The sequence below is a fragment of the Stutzerimonas tianxiuensis genome (assembly GCF_053470365.1).
This window is the reverse complement of sequence record NZ_JBPVWS010000003.1, coordinates 78058-95600: the sequence shown is the minus strand read 5'-3', so window position 1 is coordinate 95600 and position 17543 is coordinate 78058. Positions and strand designations below refer to the sequence as shown.

The window sequence follows — 17543 nt, the reverse complement described above, 5'->3', positions numbered from 1 at the left end:
CGCTGATCTAATATTCCTCTCTACTCGCCGAAGTCGCGCAGAACTATAAGGCGAAGCCCTCGATTCAACACATCGGCATGATGTGCTAAACGACCCTGCAAAGAGCATGGAAAACGCTTGGAATCAGGGTCCGAACGGCATGAGACGGCCTGGGCCTTGATTGCATTGCCCCCCTCCTTTCTCCATACTTGCCGCCGTTTTTGCCCCCTTGAAATGCCATTAGCGTGGAAGCCTTGCATGAGCACAGCAATAAGTGAGACTGCATATAACTATAAGGTGGTTCGCCAATTCGCCATCATGACGGTGGTGTGGGGAATTATCGGAATGGGCCTGGGTGTGTTTATCGCCGCACAGCTGGTCTGGCCTCAACTCAACTTCGACCTGCCTTGGACCAGTTTCGGTCGTTTACGCCCGCTTCACACCAACGCGGTGATTTTCGCCTTCGGTGGTTGTGCCCTGATGGCCACGTCCTTTTACGTGGTACAGCGGACCTCGCAGGCTCGCCTGTTCTCGGATGGCCTCGCGTCATTCGTCTTCTGGGGCTGGCAGGCGGTGATCGTTCTGGCCGTCATCACTTTGCCGCAAGGCTTCACCAGCTCGAAGGAATACGCTGAGCTCGAGTGGCCGATCGACATCCTGATCACGCTCGTATGGGTCAGCTATGCCGTAGTGTTCTTCGGCACGATCATGAAGCGCAAGGCTGCCCATATCTACGTAGGTAACTGGTTCTACGGTGCATTCATCTTGGTGACGGCGATGTTGCATATCGTCAACAACCTGGAAGTACCGGTGAGCTGGTTCAAGTCCTACTCGATCTACTCGGGTGCAACCGATGCGATGGTTCAGTGGTGGTATGGCCACAACGCCGTAGGCTTTTTCCTGACTACCGGCTTCCTGGGCATGATGTATTACTTCGTACCCAAGCAGGCTGGCCGTCCGGTCTACTCATACCGCCTGTCTATCGTGCATTTCTGGGCACTTATCACGCTTTATATCTGGGCTGGCCCTCACCACCTGCACTACACCGCGCTGCCAGAGTGGGCACAGAGTTTGGGCATGGTGATGTCGATCATCCTGCTGGCCCCGAGCTGGGGTGGCATGATCAACGGCATGATGACCCTGTCGGGCGCCTGGCATAAGCTGCGTACCGATCCGATTCTGCGCTTCCTGGTCGTGTCCCTGGCGTTCTATGGCATGTCGACCTTCGAAGGTCCGATGATGGCCATCAAGACCGTCAACGCGCTGTCCCATTACACCGACTGGACCATCGGCCACGTGCACGCCGGCGCCCTCGGCTGGGTCGCCATGATCTCCATCGGCTCCTTGTATCACCTGATTCCGAAGGTCTTCGCTCGCGAGCAGATGTACAGCATTGGTCTGATCAACGCCCACTTCTGGTTGGCAACCATCGGTACCGTGCTTTACATCGCTTCGATGTGGGTCAACGGCATCACTCAGGGCCTGATGTGGCGCGCAATCAACGAAGACGGCACGCTGACCTACTCCTTTGTCGAAGCCCTGGAAGCCAGCCATCCGGGCTTCATCGTGCGGGCATTGGGCGGCGCGTTCTTCCTGGCCGGCATGCTGCTGATGGCTTACAACACCTGGCGCACTGTGCGTGCCGCCAAGTCGGCTGAATTCGAAGCCGCTGCGCAGATCGCCTGAGGGAACCGATAAATGAAGAATCACGAAATACTCGAAAAGAACATCGGTCTGCTGACCCTGTTCATGATCCTGGCAGTGAGCATCGGCGGTCTGACTCAGATCGTTCCGCTGTTCTTTCAGGATGTGGTCAACGAGCCCGTGGAAGGTATGAAGCCCTACACAGCTTTACAGCTCGAAGGGCGCGATATCTATATCCGTGAAGGTTGCGTTGGCTGCCATTCGCAGATGGTTCGTCCATTCCGCGCCGAGACCGAGCGTTATGGCCACTACTCGGTTGCTGGTGAAAGCGTGTACGACCACCCGTTCCTGTGGGGTTCCAAGCGTACCGGCCCGGACCTGGCGCGTGTCGGTGGCCGCTATTCCGATGACTGGCACCGGGCGCACCTCTACAACCCGCGCAACGTAGTACCGGAATCGAAGATGCCTTCCTACCCATGGCTGGTCGAGCACAGCCTTGATGGCAAGAACACCGCCGACAAGATGGTTGCGCTGCGCAGCGTTGGCGTGCCTTACACCGAAGAAGACATAGCCGGCGCTAAGGACGCGGTCAAAGGCAGATCCGAAATGGATGCCCTTGTCGCCTACCTGCAAGTACTCGGCACTGCACTCACCAACAAACGGTAACGCACCATGGATATCGGGACTCTTCGCGGCCTGGGCACCATTCTTGTTTTCGTCGCAATGATAGCCATCATCCTCTGGGCTTATAGCAGCAAGCGCAAGAAAAGCTTCGATGAAGCGGCCAACCTGCCCTTCGCGGATGAGCCCGACGCCAACAAGCGTGATGAAGAAGCTTCCAGGAGTAAGAAATAAATGACCTCGTTTTGGAGTTGGTACATAACCCTGCTGAGCCTGGGGACCATTGCCGCACTGGTCTGGCTATTGCTCGCCACTCGCAAGGGACAACGCCACGACAGTACCGAAGAAACCGTTGGCCATTCCTATGATGGAATCGAGGAGTACGACAACCCGCTCCCGCGCTGGTGGTTCCTGCTGTTCGTTGCCACCGTGATCTTCGCGCTGGGTTATCTGGCACTGTATCCGGGGCTGGGTAACTGGAAGGGCATGCTGCCCGGCTACGAAGGTGGCTGGACCCAGGTGAAGGAATGGCAGCGTGAGATGGATAAGGCGGACGAGCAGTATGGCCCGCTTTATGCCAAATTCGCAGCGATGCCCGTTGAACAGGTTGCTCAGGATCCGCAAGCCCTGAAAATGGGTGGCCGTCTGTTCGCCTCCAACTGCTCCGTGTGCCATGGTTCGGATGCCAAGGGTGCCTACGGTTTCCCCAACCTGACAGACAACGACTGGCTATGGGGCGGCGCGCCTGAAACCATTAAAACCACCATCATGGGCGGGCGGCAGGCAGCGATGCCCGCATGGCGCGATGTGATTGGCGAAGATGGTATCCGCAATGTAACTGGCTACGTTCGCAGCCTGTCCGGCCGCGATACCCCCGAGGGTATTAACGTCGACATTGAGCAGGGTCAAAAAATCTTCGCAGCCAATTGTGTAGCTTGTCATGGTCCTGCAGGCAAAGGCACTCAGGCTATGGGCGCGCCTAATCTGACCGACAACGTCTGGCTTTACGGCTCGAGTTTCGGACAGATTCAGCAGACCCTGCGCTACGGTCGGAACGGCCGTATGCCTGCCCAGGAACACATTCTTGGCAACGACAAGGTGCACCTGCTGGCAGCGTATGTGTATAGCCTCTCGCAAGAGTCGGAGGACTGATCCATCGGTCCTGGCGCGACCCAAGGTCGCACCTTAGTTCGACTGACGAGGCGTACCATTCGCAGCAGGTAAGCAAAAGATCCCGGCCGACATGCATCGGCCGGGACACTCACCCTCCGCCGTGGTACGCACTTGATGACTGAGCAGATTCCCGTCCGCAACGTAACACCTCCCTCCAAGTCCGAAGCATCGGGCGACCTCTACGCAGCGCGCGAAAAGATCTACACACGAGCCTTCAGCGGCCTGTTTCGCAACTTGCGACTCGCTGGCGGTGCACTCCTGTTCGTACTGTACTTCGGCACCGTCTGGCTGACCTGGAACGGACGGCAGGCGGTTTGGTGGGACTTGCCAGAGCGCAAGTTCTATATCTTTGGCGCCACCTTCTGGCCGCAGGACTTCATCCTGCTTTCTGCCCTGTTGATCATTTGCGCATTCGGCCTGTTCTTCATCACCGTTTTCGCTGGTCGCGTCTGGTGTGGCTACACCTGCCCCCAGAGCGTGTTTACCTGGGTCTTCATGTGGGCAGAGAAGGTCACAGAGGGTGACCGAAACCAGCGCATGAAGCTCGACAAGGCGCCCATGAGTGCCAACAAGTTCTTGCGCAAAGCCGCCAAGCACTCGATCTGGCTGGCTGTTTCTCTAGCGATCGGTATTACCTTTGTAGGCTATTTCACACCGATCAGGGACCTGGTGCCTGATCTCGTGACCCTCCAGGTAGGCGGCTGGGCGTTGTTCTGGGTGGGGTTCTTCACCCTAGCGACTTACGGCAACGCGGGTTACTTGCGCGAGCAGGTGTGCATCTACATGTGCCCGTACGCTCGGTTCCAGAGCGTGATGTTCGACAAGGACACCTTAATCGTCTCCTACGACCCACGCCGCGGCGAGCGTCGTGGTCCGCGGAAAAAGGATGCCGACTACAAAGCGATGGGCCTGGGAGATTGTATCGATTGCACCATGTGCGTGCAGGTATGCCCCACCGGCATCGACATCCGCGACGGACTGCAGATCGAATGTATCGGGTGCGCCGCGTGCATTGACGCTTGCGACACCATCATGGACAAGATGAACTACCCGCGCGGGCTGATCAGCTACACCACCGAACACAACCTGTCCGGACAAAAAACCCATCTGGTGCGGCCGCGACTGATCGGCTATGCCGTTGCGCTGACGGCGATGATGGGCGTGTTTGCCTATGCCGTCTCGGACCGTGCGCTCGTCAAGCTCGATGTGCTCAAGGACCGCGTGCTTTACCGGGAAAACGAGCAAGGACGAATCGAAAACGTCTACACGCTCAAGGTGATGAACAAGGCCCAAAGTGAGCAGACCTTCATCATTGAGGCCGTTGGCCTTGAAGGCTTGCAATACGAGGGGCGCAATGAGGTTCGTGCTGAAGCAGGCGAACTGGTCACCATTCCAGTAGAACTGTCGGTTGCACCAGAGCAGCTTCCGTCGAGCACCAACGAAGTCGTCTTCCACATCAGATCGGCAGATGATTCCTCAATTGAAGATGAAGCGGAAAGCCGCTTCATCGGCCCCAGCATCCGCTAAACAGGTAGTACATGAGCAATTCTGAGCAAGAAAGTACGCGTTGGTACAAGCAGTTCTGGGCCTGGTTCGTGATCGGCATCCTGCTGATGTCGGTCATCCTTGGCACCTCGATGCTGACAATCGCGATTCGCAATGCCGACACCCTGGTCTCAGACAACTATTACGACGCCGGCAAAGGCATAAACCAGTCACTGGAACGCGAAAAGCTCGCCGAGCGCCTGCAAATGCAGGCGCAACTCAACCTCAACGATGAGCGCGGGCTCGCCGAGGTCCAGCTGAGCGGCGCGAGCCGTCCGCAACAAGTGATACTCAACCTGATCTCCCCTACGCAACCAGAACGCGATCGTCGCATCGTTTTACAGCCGCAGGGCGATGGCTTCTATCAAGGGCAGATGCAGGAGCCCGTCACCGGCAGGCGCTTCGTTGAGCTGCTTGGCCGTGAGGGCGACCAGGATTGGCGGCTGTTCGAGGAAAAGGAAATCGCTAGCGGTCAGACGATCAAACTGAGCTATTGACCGAACGATGGCAAGCCCTGTCCCCTGCTACCACTGCGGGTTGCCAGTTCCTGCTGGCAGTACCTACCACGCCCGCGTGCTGAACAAGCAGCGGGCGCTGTGCTGTCCTGGCTGCCAGGCAGTTGCGGAAGCTATCGTCCAGGGCGGTCTGGAAAACTACTATTCGCATCGCAGCGATGCGTCCATCAATCCCGACTCACTGCCGCAAGCGCTGACCGACGAACTGGAGCTTTACGATCGCAAGGACGTACAGGCGCCTTTCGTACGCCACGAAGGTGAGCTGGCCGATGCCTCCCTGATGATTGAAGGCATCAGCTGTGCCGCTTGCGGCTGGCTGATCGAAAAACACCTGCGCCGGCTCGACGCGGTGTCCGAGGCCAGCCTGAACTTGTCGAACCACCGCCTGCGGGTGCGCTGGGATGATGCCTCGTTGCCGCTGAGCGAGCTGCTCGTCGAGCTTCGTCGTGTCGGTTACGCCGCCCACCCCTATCGAGCGGACCAGGCTGCGGAACGACTTGCTCATGAGAACCGCCGCAGCATGCGCCAGCTGGGCGTGGCTGGCTTGCTCTGGATGCAGGTGATGATGGCGACAATGGCGACCTGGCCCGAATTCAACATCGACCTCTCGGCAGGCATGGCTAGCATCCTTCGCTGGACCGCTCTGCTGCTCACCACTCCAATTGTCTTCTATTGCTGCACCGACTTCTTCAAAGGTGCACTGCGTGACCTGCGCACCCGTCACCTGACCATGGACGTTTCTGTCTCACTGGCGATCGGCGGCGCCTACGTCGCCGGTATATGGTCGACGGTCACCGGTCAGGGCGAGCTGTATTTCGATGCCGTGGGCATGTTCGCCTTGTTTCTTCTGGCTGGACGTTTTCTCGAGCGCCGTGCGCGCGAGCGCACCGCGGCGGCGACTGCACAGCTGGTCAATCTGCTGCCAGCTTCGTGCCTGAAATTGTCCGACGACGGACAGACAGCTCGCATTCTGCTTCGAGAACTGCAGCTTGGCGATCGAGTGCTGGTTCAACCCGGCGCGCTGATTCCGGCAGACGGCCGTATCCTCAGCGGCCAATCGAGTGTGGACGAATCGGTACTCACCGGAGAGTACCTGCCACAGGCTCGAATCGTTGGCGATACCGTCACTGCAGGCACCCTCAACGTCGAGGGCGCATTGACCATCGAGGTTCAAGCGCTGGGCGACAACACGCGGCTTTCTGCCATTGTTAGCCTGCTGGAGCGCGCCCAGTCAGACAAGCCACGCCTGGCCGAACTGGCCGACCGCGTCTCGCAGTGGTTCTTGATAATCGTGCTATTGACCGCCGCAGTGGTTGGCATTGTCTGGTGGCAGATCGACCCGCAACGCGCTTTCTGGATCGTGCTTGCGCTCCTCGTGGCCACCTGCCCCTGCGCCTTGTCATTGGCTACACCCACCGCATTGACCACGGCCACCGGCACGCTGCACAAACTGGGTTTACTGCTCACCCGGGGTCATGTGCTGGAGGGGCTCAATCACATCGACACGGTGATCTTCGACAAGACCGGAACCCTCACCGAAGGGCGACTGACCTTGAATGAAGTTCAACCACTGGCTGAGCTGGAAGCCGGCGCCTGCCTGGAGTTGGCCGCCGCCCTGGAAAACCGCTCCGAGCACCCGGTTGCCCGGGCGTTCGGTCGGGCGCCCCAGGCGGCCGATGCCGTGACCAGCTTTCCCGGCTTAGGCCTCCAAGGTTCGGTTGGCCAACGTACGCTGCGTATTGGACAACCCGATTTCGTAGCAATCGGCTATGCCGGCGCAGCGCCCGAGATTCCCGGAAAAGAGGGCCAGTGGTTGCTGTTGGGCGACGCCCAGGGGCCTCTGGCCTGGCTGGTACTGAACGACCGTTTGCGCGATGACGCGCCGGCACTGTTACAGGCGTGTAGATCACGTGGCTGGGACACCGTCCTCTTGTCCGGCGACAGTTCTCCGATGGTAGGAGAAATCGCTCAGCAGCTCGGCATCAGTGATGCCCACGGCGGCATGACCCCAACCGACAAACTCACTCACCTGCAGAGACTGCAAGCCGACGGTCGTCGTGTGCTGATGATCGGCGACGGTGTCAACGATGCGCCGGTCCTCGCAGCGGCGGACATCAGCGTGGCCATGGGGTCAGCGACCGATCTAGCCAAGACCAGCGCTGACGCCGTCCTTCTCAGCAACCGTCTCGACAGTCTGGTGCAGGCATTCAGCGTGGCGCGCCGCAGCCGCCGCATCATCATTGAAAACCTGACTTGGGCGAGCCTGTACAACGGCTTGATCTTGCCGTTCGCGGCTATCGGCTGGGTAACACCGCTATGGGCGGCTCTGGGCATGTCTGCCAGTTCGCTGCTGGTCGTACTGAACGCATTGCGTCTGAGCCGAGTGCCGAATCAGCAGCGACCCGACAGTCTGGTCCGACCGGCGTAGGATAGGTAGCGCCTACTCGGGGCTTGGCGTTACCCACCACTTCTGGAGGCTCTTTTGGCCGCACTTTACATCTTGATTCCCGTGGCCGTGGTTCTGGTCGCGCTGGCCATCTGGATATTTTTCTGGGCTGTGGACAGCGGCCAATACGATGATCTGGACGGTCCGGCCCACAGCATCCTTTTCGACGAAGAGGACCCAAAGCACAGGGCAGGCATCGAGCAAGCAGACAAAGCTCACGATGAAGGGAAGTCTGATCGTGAGTGAATTGTTGCCTCTGCTGGTGTCGGCGCTGGTGCTTGGCCTGCTTGGCGGTGGTCACTGCCTGGGCATGTGTGGCGGCTTGATGGGTGCCCTGACCATGGCCATTCCTGCTGAGCAGCGTGGCAAACGCCTGCGCTTACTCGTGGCCTATAACCTGGGCCGGGTACTCAGTTATACCAGTGCCGGCCTGCTCATCGGACTGGCAGGCTGGGCAGTTGCCAACAGCCCCTTCGCGATGGCGTTGCGGATTTTAGCCGCCCTTCTGTTGATCAGCATGGGCTTGTATCTGGCGGGCTGGTGGACAGGCTTGACGCGTGTCGAAGCAGTCGGGAGGGGCTTGTGGCGGCATATACAACCATTCGCAAGCAAGCTCATGCCCGTCAAGAGCGTGCCACGCGCGCTCCTGCTTGGTGCTCTTTGGGGTTGGCTGCCGTGCGGTCTTGTTTACAGCACCCTACTGTGGGCCGCCAGCCAGGGCGATGCACTGGATAGCGCCTTGCTGATGTTGGCATTTGGTATCGGCACCTGGCCCGTGCTTCTGGCGACCGGCCTAGCCGCCGAACGCCTTACCGCACTGCTTCGCAAACGCGGCGTACGAATGCTCGGCGGACTCACCGTCATTCTGTTCGGCCTTTGGACACTTCCGGGCCCTCACCAGCAATGGTTAATGGGCCACGGCCACGTTGACAGCGCGTCCGCACAGCAAGCGCCAACGCACGCTAATCACTGAAGCGTCGGTCATCGCGGCGAGAGAACCCATCGAATCGCTGGCACAGGTTTCAACGGGCCTCCCGCCAAGGTTGGACTCAGGGTTCTTTCGGCAGCTGGCGCTTATGAGCCGACTTGTCGTAAGTGTCGATGATGATGCGAGCCGCCTCGTCCGGCACTGAGCGCCCCAGCAGAAAGGCATCGATATCCTGATACGTCACCCCATGAGCCTCTTCGTCCGGCTTGCCAGGTGAAAGCTCCTCGAGATCGGCGGTGGGGACCTTCTTAACCAGCTGCTCAGGTGCGCCTAACGCAGCGGCCAGCTCACGAACCTGATGCTTGACCAGACCGGCCAACGGCGTCAGGTCACAAGCGCCATCACCAAACTTGGTAAAGAACCCCATAACCGCCTCGGCGGCATGATCGGTGCCAATAACCAGTCCCTGCCGGGCATTGGCAATCGTGTACTGCGCCACCATCCGCATCCTCGCCTTGGTATTGCCGACAACGAAGTCACGTTTCTCCGGCGCCAAGTCATCAAGCGCTTCGGTCGCTCGCGTCAAGCCTTGCACAGCGGCGCCGATGTTAACCGTGTGGCACTCGTCCGGCTTGATCGAATCGACTGCAAGCTGCGCTTCGTCTTCGTCGTGCTGGACTTGGTAGGGAAGCCGGACAGCGATGAATCGGTAGTCGTCGCCTTCGCCGGCATCGCGCATGCCCTCGACGGCGCGCTGCGCAAGTAAACCGGCGGTGGTCGAGTCGACACCTCCACTAATGCCCAGCACCAACGTCTTGAGACCAGATTCGCGCAGGCATCGCTGAATGAAGGCAATACGCCGGTCAATCTCAGCCTGTATTGCCGCTGCTCCATCAAAAGGGCCGCAGACGTTAAGCGCAGCAGCGATTTCTTGCTGACGGTGATGCATTGGTGTCTCCTTGCAATAGATAAGGTTGGCAAGACGGTAGCTAATCCGACCATAACTCAGTCAATAAATCTCCTGGTATGTACCACTGGTCTCCAGCTCCGCAGCAGGGTCTTGGCTCGCTTGATACAGGTCAAGTCTACGCGGTAGCGCCCGCCCTAGAATCCGCTCACCGCAGTCAACCCGAGACCGTATGATGCTCGACGCCATTCGCTGGGATGCCGACCTGATTCATCGTTACGATCAGGATGGACCGCGCTATACCCTTTATCCGACGCCCTTGCAGTTCAACAGCAATCTGGGCTCATTCGACCTGCTGTATGCACTGCGCAGTAGCCGCCAAGCGGCCAGACCGCTGTCGCTCTATGTACATCTGCCATTCTGTGCCGACATCTGCTACCACTGCCCGCGCAACAAGGTCATCAGCAAAGACCGCGAACGTGCCTCTACGTACCTGGCGCAACTGGCGAAGGAAATCGAGCTGATCGGCTGTCACCTCAGCCAGGACCAGGTGGTGGAGCAACTTCATTTCGGGGGTGGCACACCTACCTTTCTCACTCACGCCGAGCTGCGCGGGTTAATGAACCATTTGCGCGAGCACTTCAACCTGCAAAACGACGATCATGGTGATTTCAGCATCGACATTGATCCCCGCAGAGCAGACTGGCCGACGATGGGGCTATTGCGTGAGCTTGGCTTCAACCGCATCAACATAGGCCTGACAGATCTTGATCCGGATGTGCAGCGAGCAATCAACCGCATTCAGACTCTGCAACAGACCCAGACGGTTATCGAAGCTGCCCGAACCCTGCAGTTTCGCTCGATACAACTCGATCTGAGCTATGGATTGCCGCTGCAGACCCCTGAGCGATTTGCTCACACGATCACTGCTGTGATCGCTCTGCAGCCGGAGCGGGTTTCAGTTTCCAGCTATTGGCATGTGCCCGAGCGGCACATGGCGCAGCGAAAGATCAACGCTGCAGAGCTACCAACACGGTCGGATATGTTGGCGATGCTGCAGCACAGCGTGGAACAGCTGACTCGCGCGGGCTATCGCTATATAGGCATGGATCTATTCGCCCTGCCCGACGATGAGCTCGCGATGGCCCAGGAAGATGGGGCCCTTCAACGCAGCTTCCAGGGCTATACGACTCATGGACATTGCGATCTGGTCGGCCTCGGGGTTTCAGCGATAAGCCAGATCGGCGACTTATATTGCCAGAACAACAGCGACATCACGCTCTACCAGCAGTCGCTGGCACAAGGCCAACTCGCTACGGTTCGGGGTCTGCTATGCAATCAAGACGATCAGATCCGGCACTACACCATTCAGGCCTTGCTCTGTGATTTCGAGCTCCGTTTCGACGAAATCGAAAGCATCTTCGGTGTCAGCTTCAAGGTCTATTTTGAGGAAACCTGGCCAGTTCTGGAGCAGATGGCTGCTGATGGTCTCATCCAGCTAAGTGCGGACGCGATGACCATTCTGCCGGCCGGGCGGTTACTCGTCCATGCCGTGTGTATGCAGTTCGACCACTGCCTGCCACCTCGCCCCGCGTCGCGGTTCTTACACGCCATGTGAATAACGGCCCTTGCCACCCCCACTGCGACCCTTGTACCGATTGGCCTAAGGTGCCTGCGTGAGTTAGTCTTGCGCACCGTAAGGTTTATCAGGATCCCGCAATGTCCGAGCCCATCAAGGTCCGCAAACAGCCGCAGGCTAATTGCAAGGATTGCAGCCTCTCTGGCCTCTGTCTGCCGCTTTCGTTGAACATGCAGGACATGGAATCGCTGGACGAGATCGTCAAGCGCGGACGCCCCCTGAAGAAAGGCGAAACACTGTTTCGTCAGGGTGATGCGTTCAATTCCGTGTTCGCCATCCGCTCCGGTGCCCTTCGCACTTTCAGCGTCACGGATGCCGGCGAGGAGCAGATCACCGGGTTCCACCTGCCGAGCGAGCTGGTCGGGCTGTCCGGAATGGACACCGAAACCTATCCAGTTTCCGCGCAAGCGCTTGAAACAACCTCGGTGTGTGAAATCCCCTTCGAACGCCTCGACGAGCTCAGTGTGCTGCTGCCCCAGCTGCGCCGTCAGCTGATGCGCATCATGAGCCGCGAGATTCGCGATGATCAGCAGATGATGATGCTGCTGTCGAAGAAGACTGCCGACGAGCGCATCGCGACCTTTCTGATCAATCTGTCGGCCCGCTTCAGCGCCCGCGGCTTTTCCGCCAATCAGTTCCGTCTGCCCATGTCACGCAATGAAATAGGCAACTACCTGGGTCTCGCGGTGGAAACCGTTTCGCGCGTGTTCACCCGCTGCCAAGCGAGTGGGTTGCTCGAAGCTGAAGGAAAGGAAGTCCGAATTCTTGATTCCATCCGGTTGTGCGCCCTGGCGGGCGGAAACATGGACGCCTAACGGAGCTCGTATGATTTTTGACGAATTCGCGATCAAAACCTTGATCAGACCGGTTCCGGACTTCCCCAAACCGGGCGTGGTGTTCCGTGACATCACGCCACTCTTGCAGTCGCCAAAAGCCCTGCGCATGGTGGCGGACAGCCTGATTCAGCGCTATGTCGAAAGCGATTTCACCCATGTGGGTGCGCTGGATGCCCGTGGATTTCTCATCGGTTCGATCATCGCCTACGAACTGAACCGGCCTTTGGTCCTGTTTCGTAAGAAGGGCAAGCTTCCAGCCGACGTGCTGGCAGCGGCCTACAGTACCGAATACGGCGAAGCCTACCTTGAGGTGCATACCGACAGCCTCTGCGAAGGGGATTCGGTTCTACTGCTGGACGACCTGATCGCCACGGGCGGTACGCTGGTCGCCGCGGCTCAGCTGGTTCGCCGCATGGGCGCTCACATTCATGAGGCCGCTGCGATTATCGACCTCCCTGAACTCGGAGGTTCACGCAAATTGCAGGACATGGGCATCCCCACCTTCACCCTGACCGCATTCGAACTGAACGAGCGCTAGGCTTGATCATCAGTTGGACGTCGGCGATACGCTGCGGAGCGATGCTCGGTCTCCTCGCGCTCTGCTCAGCGTCGTTTGCAATTGATCGCGGAGCCATGCTCGACGAGGCTAATCTGCTAGTGCTTCCACGGGAGCGACAGTTGCCTACGGTTGAACTCGTTGACGAACAGGGCCTGAGCTTCACAAGCGATGCGCTACGTGAGCGCTGGTTCCTGCTCTTTTTTGGATTCACGGCTTGCCCTGACATCTGTCCGACAACGCTGAGCGACATGCGTCGTTTACTCAACCAGCTGCCGCCCACGGTACGTGACCAGCTGCAAGTGATCTTGGTCAGCGCCGACCCTGCACGCGACACGCCTGAAGCACTGCGTACCTACCTGAGTTATTACCGAGCAGACTTCAAAGGATTGACCGGCGAAATGCCCGAACTGCAGAAGCTCTCCAAAGGTCTTGGGCTTCCTTTCGTTTCGGCAACGGATACTACGGTATCCGACTACAACGTCAGTCACAGCAGCAATCTAGCGATCGTTGGCCCGAACGGGACGCTGCGCGGACATATCCGAGCCCCATTGAAGCTGGAAGGGTTAAGCAGGGCCTTGCAACAGCTAATCGACGCGAAATGACGGCATCTAGGTCTGGATAACCTAGTGACAGTCAAGCGTATCGGCGAGCACGTAGGCCTGAAAGGCAACTTCCTCGATCCAATGCTGCGTTACCTCAGCCAATGCATCCTGCCCCTCACGGCTGGCAGTGAATTGCTCGATGCGCTGCTGCAGCGCTATATCAGCTGTCGCAACGCTCAATGTCACGTGAGCATCTCCAAGGGCAGGAAGTAGCCGGCTATAACGACGCCACTCAGGCAACTCGGCGATTTGCCGCAGTAAGACAAGGTCGCCTACAACCGCTTGGCACTCACCGAGTTTCAGCCCGATCAGTGCCTGTGCCGTACTGGGGTATATATGTGCCACGCCGCCGAAGCGACCGACCACAACGCCCGCATGCGGGCTTCCTGCGGTGACACAGAACGGCTCACCAGCAAGCTCAGCCCAGCCGTCTGGGCCTGCTTCGCTTGCGGTTAGAGCGCTGATCTCACTGGAATAGTAAGCAGCAACTGGGCCAAGCTGACCAAAGCGAAGCTGGCCCTCTCCGGTGATAACTATGGGCACTATGTTGTAGCCCAAGGCTTCGCCCAGGCGGACAAGCCAATCGGCCTCGAAACCCTCCCCGATTGATTCAGCCTCCGCCGCTTTGAGCGGACGATAAGAGTCAACCGCAACAGCCTCCAGCGTGGCAGCCTGAGCCCCAACTGGCGCCATCAGCAGGAGCATCAGCCGTAACAGACAGGTTTTCACGGCGCCGTCCTACACGTACTGATAGCGCAGCATGCGCTGCTTGAACTTCTCCAGAACAACCTGATCGATCAACGTCGCCAGAATAGCGATGACCAGGATATTCATCATCACGCCGGCCATGTCGGCAATCTCACCGGAATAAGCCAGCGAGCGCCCAAGGCCCTGACCGAAGCCGATCAGCATTTCTGCCGAGATCAGCGCTCGCCATGCGTTTCCGAAAGCCAGCTGCGCGCCGGTAATCAGTTCGGGCATCACGGCCGGGAGATAGACCCGCCGCACCAGCTGCCAACGTGATGCGCCCATCACCCGAGCAGCGGCAACCTGGACAGGCTGCACGCTTTCGGTGGCGTTCATGACCGACAGCGCCATCGGGAAGAATGCTGCCAGTGCGACCACGACGATGATTGGTAAGTTGCCGAAACCCATCACGATCAGGAACAGCGGCACCCACGCGATCGAGGGGATTGACTGGAGGATTACGATGGCAGAACGTAGGATTTCACGAAAAAAGAACAGCACACCACCCAGCAATCCGAAGCCGATACCAAACAGCATTGCGAAGCTATAACCGCTCCCCAGTCGGCTCATGCTGCCATAAAGCCCTTCGCGAAACTCCGGCTCATAGACCGTGGTTAACAACCGCTCGAAAACAACAGGTATCCCAGGCATCAGAAATGCAGGAAGGCTCCATGCAGCGATCTGCCAAATCAGCAGGATGAATAGAATCGCCAACACCACGGCGAGGTATTTCTTCGGTCCGGTCAGACGACGCCCCTGGCTCATCAGTGCCCTACCTCCGTCTTGATACCCAACAAGCGAAGAATCTCGCGCCGCTCGGCAGCGAACTCGGATAGATCGTGGCTTTTCTCGCAATGGATGAAGTTGAACGTTCTAAGTACTTTGGCCGGACGGGCACTGAACACCAGCACGTGATCAGCCAGGTACAGCGCCTCATCAACGTCATGCGTGACCAACAACACCGTAGGCTGATGCTCGTCGATCAATTCACGCAGAACATCCTGCAATGCCATGCGTGTAAGCGCATCAAGCGCACCGAACGGCTCATCGAGCAGCAAAACTTCCGGCTTGGCAATGAATGCACGTGCCAGTGCCGTGCGCTGCCGCATGCCGCCCGAGACCTGATGCGGGTAGTAGTGCTCGAAGCCTTCTAGGCTGACCCGAGCGAGCCAGACCCTGGCCTGCTCGAAGGCATCGGCCTTAGCTACGCCTTGTAACTCAAGAGCCATTGCCACATTGGCCTGCAATGACAGCCAGGGGTATAGCGCGTGCTCTTGGAAAACCAAGGTGCGCCGGGGACTGGGACCAGGAATTTTTTTGCCATCGGCGAGTACACGTCCTGCGGTAGGTTTTTCGAGTCCGGCAACCAAATGCAGTAACGTCGACTTCCCGCAACCGGAAGGTCCTACCAGAGCGACCAGCTCACCTTGGGCAAACTCGCCACTGAAACCCTTGATGACTTCAAGCTGGCCAAATTGCTTGTCTACTTCTTCGAACCTGAGTTGCATATCGCTAGGGAAACCTCAAGAACTGCCCAATCAGTGGGCTAAATGACACTGCCCGGCTCTATGGCCGGGCAGTGCGGAACGATCTGCCGATGTTTACAGCTCGCGCGACTCTTGCCAGGACAGGTCGAGAATGGCGCTGGTATCGAATGGCTTGCCATCGCGAGTTTTGAGCGAACCAAGCTCTTGTAGAATATTGGCCAGTTCCTGAATACGCGCCAGATCATCGCTGCCAAGCTTGGCGCCGAAGGTTTGGGTCGCAATGGCCTCTTCAATTACCACTTCACGGGGCAATTCACCGCGGTTCAGCGTCTTGAGCGTAGGCTCGGCGATAAAGTAGTCGGCAATCAATTTGGCAGCTTCTGCTGGCTGATTTTCCAGCAGCTCAATTGCCTCACGCTGAGCATCCAATGACTTCCAAACTGCCTCTTTGCGCTTTTCCAAGGTTTCGCCGGCGGTAATTACCACCATGCACGGGAACGGCCAGACCTCGCCTATTTCATAGATCTGCTTGACGGGTGCCACGAGCTGAGCGATCCGATCGTAGGGCTCGAAGAGAAACGCAGCATCGGTGCGTCCCGAGACGAGCGACTGGACGGCTACTGCCGGACTCGTACCCATGATGTTGACATCGCTGGGCGCCAAGCCGGCAGCTTTCAAGGTGACGCCACGCAGCACCGCATCGGCGGTGCTGCCTTCTTTCTGGGATGCCAGAATCTTGCCTTTCAGGTCGGCGATCTCCTCGATGCCGGTTCCTTCGCGCGCCACGATCGAGTGATAGCCCTGCTGAGCACCACCGACTACCTTAAGGTCAGCACCCTTGGATGCCCATGCGACCGCATTGGTAAAGCCCAGAACTCCGGTGTCCAGCTGGCCGCCAATGATGGCCTTGATCAGATCGGTACCGGAACTGAACTCGACCAGCTCAACGTCGAGACCATGCTTCTTATAGAAGCCACCCTCATGGGCAACCATCGCCTGAGCATCATCCATTACACGGATATAGCCGACTTTGAATTTTTCCTGCGCCTGCGCAAAAGCGCTTAGCAGCAGCAGTGCGGGAACCAACCAGTGTTTTGCCTTCATTGTCGACCTCAAGTGGATAGGCAGCGCCATGCATATAACCGAACGAACGGTAATCCATTGATTTGGTTATTAACGAGTTATGGCTTAGAACTTTACATCAACTCAGCTGAGCAACGCACCCACTTAGGCGCCATAAGCATTAAACCGGAGGTTATATAGCAGCAGACGTCGCATCACTTCGGCACCGCGAGAACGATAAGTCAGAGTGTGATCGTCTTCCGTCCAGCTAACGCATGTGCAAGCGTGCCCCCATCGACAAGATCAAGCTCTCCGCCAAGCGGCACACCGTGCGCGATACGGCTGAGCGTCAACCCCTTGGGAATCAAAAGCTGAGCAATGTAGTGCGCAGTAGCCTCGCCTTCGACGGTGGGATTGGTGGCCAGTATCGCCTCCTTGAAATTTCCCTCAGCCACCCTGCCGAGCAATTCAGGGATGCCTATGGCCTCTGGCCCGAGGCCATCGAGCGGAGACAGGTGCCCTTTGAGGACGAAATAGCGACCTCGGAAACCGGTCTGCTCCACTGCGAATACATCCACAGGGCTCTGGACGATACAAAGCAAGGTATCGTCTCGACGCGGGTCAGCGCATTGGGGGCACAGCTCTTCCTCGCTTAGTGTGCGGCACTGACGGCAATAGCCCACCTCCTCCATTGCACGCGCAAGCGCCTGAGCCAGTCTCAGCCCGCCGCTGCGGTCGCGCTCGAGCATCTGCAAAGCCATGCGCTGGGCGGTTTTTTGCCCCACGCCTGGAAGAATGCGCAATGCATCAATGAGTTGACGAATAAGCGGACTGAAAGACATGGGCTCACCAA

Annotated in this window: 19 protein-coding genes; 13 read left to right on the top strand and 6 right to left on the bottom strand. The window is 58.3% G+C overall.

Features of this window, described 5'->3' with window-relative positions:
* Window positions 1–237: 237 nt before the first annotated feature.
* The 9 genes from ccoN (at window position 238) to ACSSNI_RS05560 (ending at window position 8896) form a co-directional block, all read left to right on the top strand.
* On the top strand, window positions 238–1665 hold the full coding sequence (ccoN, locus tag ACSSNI_RS05600; protein WP_102835404.1) for a cytochrome-c oxidase, cbb3-type subunit I: 1428 nt from the start codon (window positions 238–240) through the stop codon (window positions 1663–1665).
* Window positions 1666–1677: 12 nt separating this feature from the next.
* Window positions 1678–2289, top strand: coding sequence for a cytochrome-c oxidase, cbb3-type subunit II (gene ccoO / locus ACSSNI_RS05595; RefSeq protein WP_200636982.1), 612 nt, complete (start codon window positions 1678–1680; stop codon window positions 2287–2289).
* Between the two features lie 6 nt (window positions 2290–2295).
* Window positions 2296–2478 carry a CcoQ/FixQ family Cbb3-type cytochrome c oxidase assembly chaperone gene (locus ACSSNI_RS05590; protein WP_045427751.1) on the top strand — a complete coding sequence of 61 codons (183 nt, stop codon included), beginning with the start codon at window positions 2296–2298 and terminating at the stop codon, window positions 2476–2478.
* A complete protein-coding gene (gene ccoP / locus ACSSNI_RS05585; protein ID WP_200636983.1) occupies window positions 2479–3396 on the top strand; it encodes a cytochrome-c oxidase, cbb3-type subunit III in 918 nt (305 codons plus the stop codon). It abuts the gene before it with no gap.
* A gap of 135 nt (window positions 3397–3531) precedes the next feature.
* Complete coding sequence (gene ccoG / locus ACSSNI_RS05580; protein ID WP_200636984.1) at window positions 3532–4944, top strand: cytochrome c oxidase accessory protein CcoG; 1413 nt, start codon at window positions 3532–3534, stop codon at window positions 4942–4944.
* An 11-nt stretch (window positions 4945–4955) separates the two neighbouring features.
* A complete protein-coding gene (locus ACSSNI_RS05575) occupies window positions 4956–5459 on the top strand; it encodes a FixH family protein (protein WP_200636985.1) in 504 nt (167 codons plus the stop codon).
* A 7-nt stretch (window positions 5460–5466) separates the two neighbouring features.
* Entirely contained in the window at window positions 5467–7905 is a 2439-nt protein-coding gene (locus tag ACSSNI_RS05570) for a heavy metal translocating P-type ATPase (protein WP_200636986.1), read from the top strand.
* Between the two features lie 54 nt (window positions 7906–7959).
* Window positions 7960–8169, top strand: a complete 210-nt coding sequence (ccoS, locus tag ACSSNI_RS05565) for a cbb3-type cytochrome oxidase assembly protein CcoS (protein ID WP_102835410.1) — start codon at window positions 7960–7962, stop codon at window positions 8167–8169.
* Window positions 8162–8896: a sulfite exporter TauE/SafE family protein gene (locus tag ACSSNI_RS05560; RefSeq protein WP_200636987.1), complete on the top strand. Its 735-nt coding sequence runs from the start codon at window positions 8162–8164 to the stop codon at window positions 8894–8896. The genes ccoS and ACSSNI_RS05560 overlap by 8 nt, the downstream gene beginning before the upstream one ends.
* A 76-nt stretch (window positions 8897–8972) precedes the next feature.
* On the opposite strand, the gene nadE is transcribed toward ACSSNI_RS05560, so the two are convergent.
* On the bottom strand, window positions 8973–9800 hold the full coding sequence (gene nadE / locus ACSSNI_RS05555) for an ammonia-dependent NAD(+) synthetase (protein ID WP_200636992.1): 828 nt from the start codon (window positions 9798–9800) through the stop codon (window positions 8973–8975).
* A gap of 193 nt (window positions 9801–9993) precedes the next feature.
* On the opposite strand from nadE, the gene hemN reads away from it, so the two are divergent.
* From hemN to ACSSNI_RS05535, 4 genes are all read left to right on the top strand, one after another.
* Window positions 9994–11376, top strand: a complete 1383-nt coding sequence (gene hemN / locus ACSSNI_RS05550; protein ID WP_200637160.1) for an oxygen-independent coproporphyrinogen III oxidase — start codon at window positions 9994–9996, stop codon at window positions 11374–11376.
* A 101-nt stretch (window positions 11377–11477) separates the two neighbouring features.
* Window positions 11478–12212, top strand: a complete 735-nt coding sequence (gene fnr, locus ACSSNI_RS05545) for a fumarate/nitrate reduction transcriptional regulator Fnr (RefSeq protein WP_102835413.1) — start codon at window positions 11478–11480, stop codon at window positions 12210–12212.
* 10 nt (window positions 12213–12222) lie between these two features.
* Window positions 12223–12771, top strand: a complete 549-nt coding sequence (locus tag ACSSNI_RS05540) for an adenine phosphoribosyltransferase (protein ID WP_102835414.1) — start codon at window positions 12223–12225, stop codon at window positions 12769–12771.
* Window positions 12772–12812: 41 nt separating this feature from the next.
* Window positions 12813–13394 carry an SCO family protein gene (locus ACSSNI_RS05535; RefSeq protein ID WP_200637161.1) on the top strand — a complete coding sequence of 194 codons (582 nt, stop codon included), beginning with the start codon at window positions 12813–12815 and terminating at the stop codon, window positions 13392–13394.
* 21 nt (window positions 13395–13415) lie between these two features.
* Here the strand turns inward: ACSSNI_RS05535 and ACSSNI_RS05530 are convergent, their stop codons facing one another.
* The 5 genes from ACSSNI_RS05530 to recR form a co-directional block, all read right to left on the bottom strand.
* Window positions 13416–14123: a type 2 periplasmic-binding domain-containing protein gene (locus ACSSNI_RS05530; RefSeq protein WP_200636994.1), complete on the bottom strand. Its 708-nt coding sequence runs from the start codon at window positions 14121–14123 to the stop codon at window positions 13416–13418.
* Between the two features lie 9 nt (window positions 14124–14132).
* The gene (locus ACSSNI_RS05525; protein WP_073300143.1) at window positions 14133–14906 is read right to left on the bottom strand and encodes an ABC transporter permease; all 774 of its coding nucleotides are present in this window, start codon (window positions 14904–14906) and stop codon (window positions 14133–14135) included.
* The gene (locus ACSSNI_RS05520; protein ID WP_200636996.1) at window positions 14906–15649 is read right to left on the bottom strand and encodes an ABC transporter ATP-binding protein; all 744 of its coding nucleotides are present in this window, start codon (window positions 15647–15649) and stop codon (window positions 14906–14908) included. The genes ACSSNI_RS05525 and ACSSNI_RS05520 overlap by 1 nt, the downstream gene beginning before the upstream one ends.
* Before the next feature lie 93 nt (window positions 15650–15742).
* A complete protein-coding gene (locus tag ACSSNI_RS05515) occupies window positions 15743–16732 on the bottom strand; it encodes an ABC transporter substrate-binding protein (RefSeq protein WP_200636998.1) in 990 nt (329 codons plus the stop codon).
* Window positions 16733–16932: 200 nt separating this feature from the next.
* Window positions 16933–17532 (bottom strand): recombination mediator RecR, encoded by a 600-nt coding sequence (recR, locus tag ACSSNI_RS05510; protein WP_102835419.1) that lies wholly within the window; start codon window positions 17530–17532, stop codon window positions 16933–16935.
* Window positions 17533–17543: the final 11 nt, after the last annotated feature.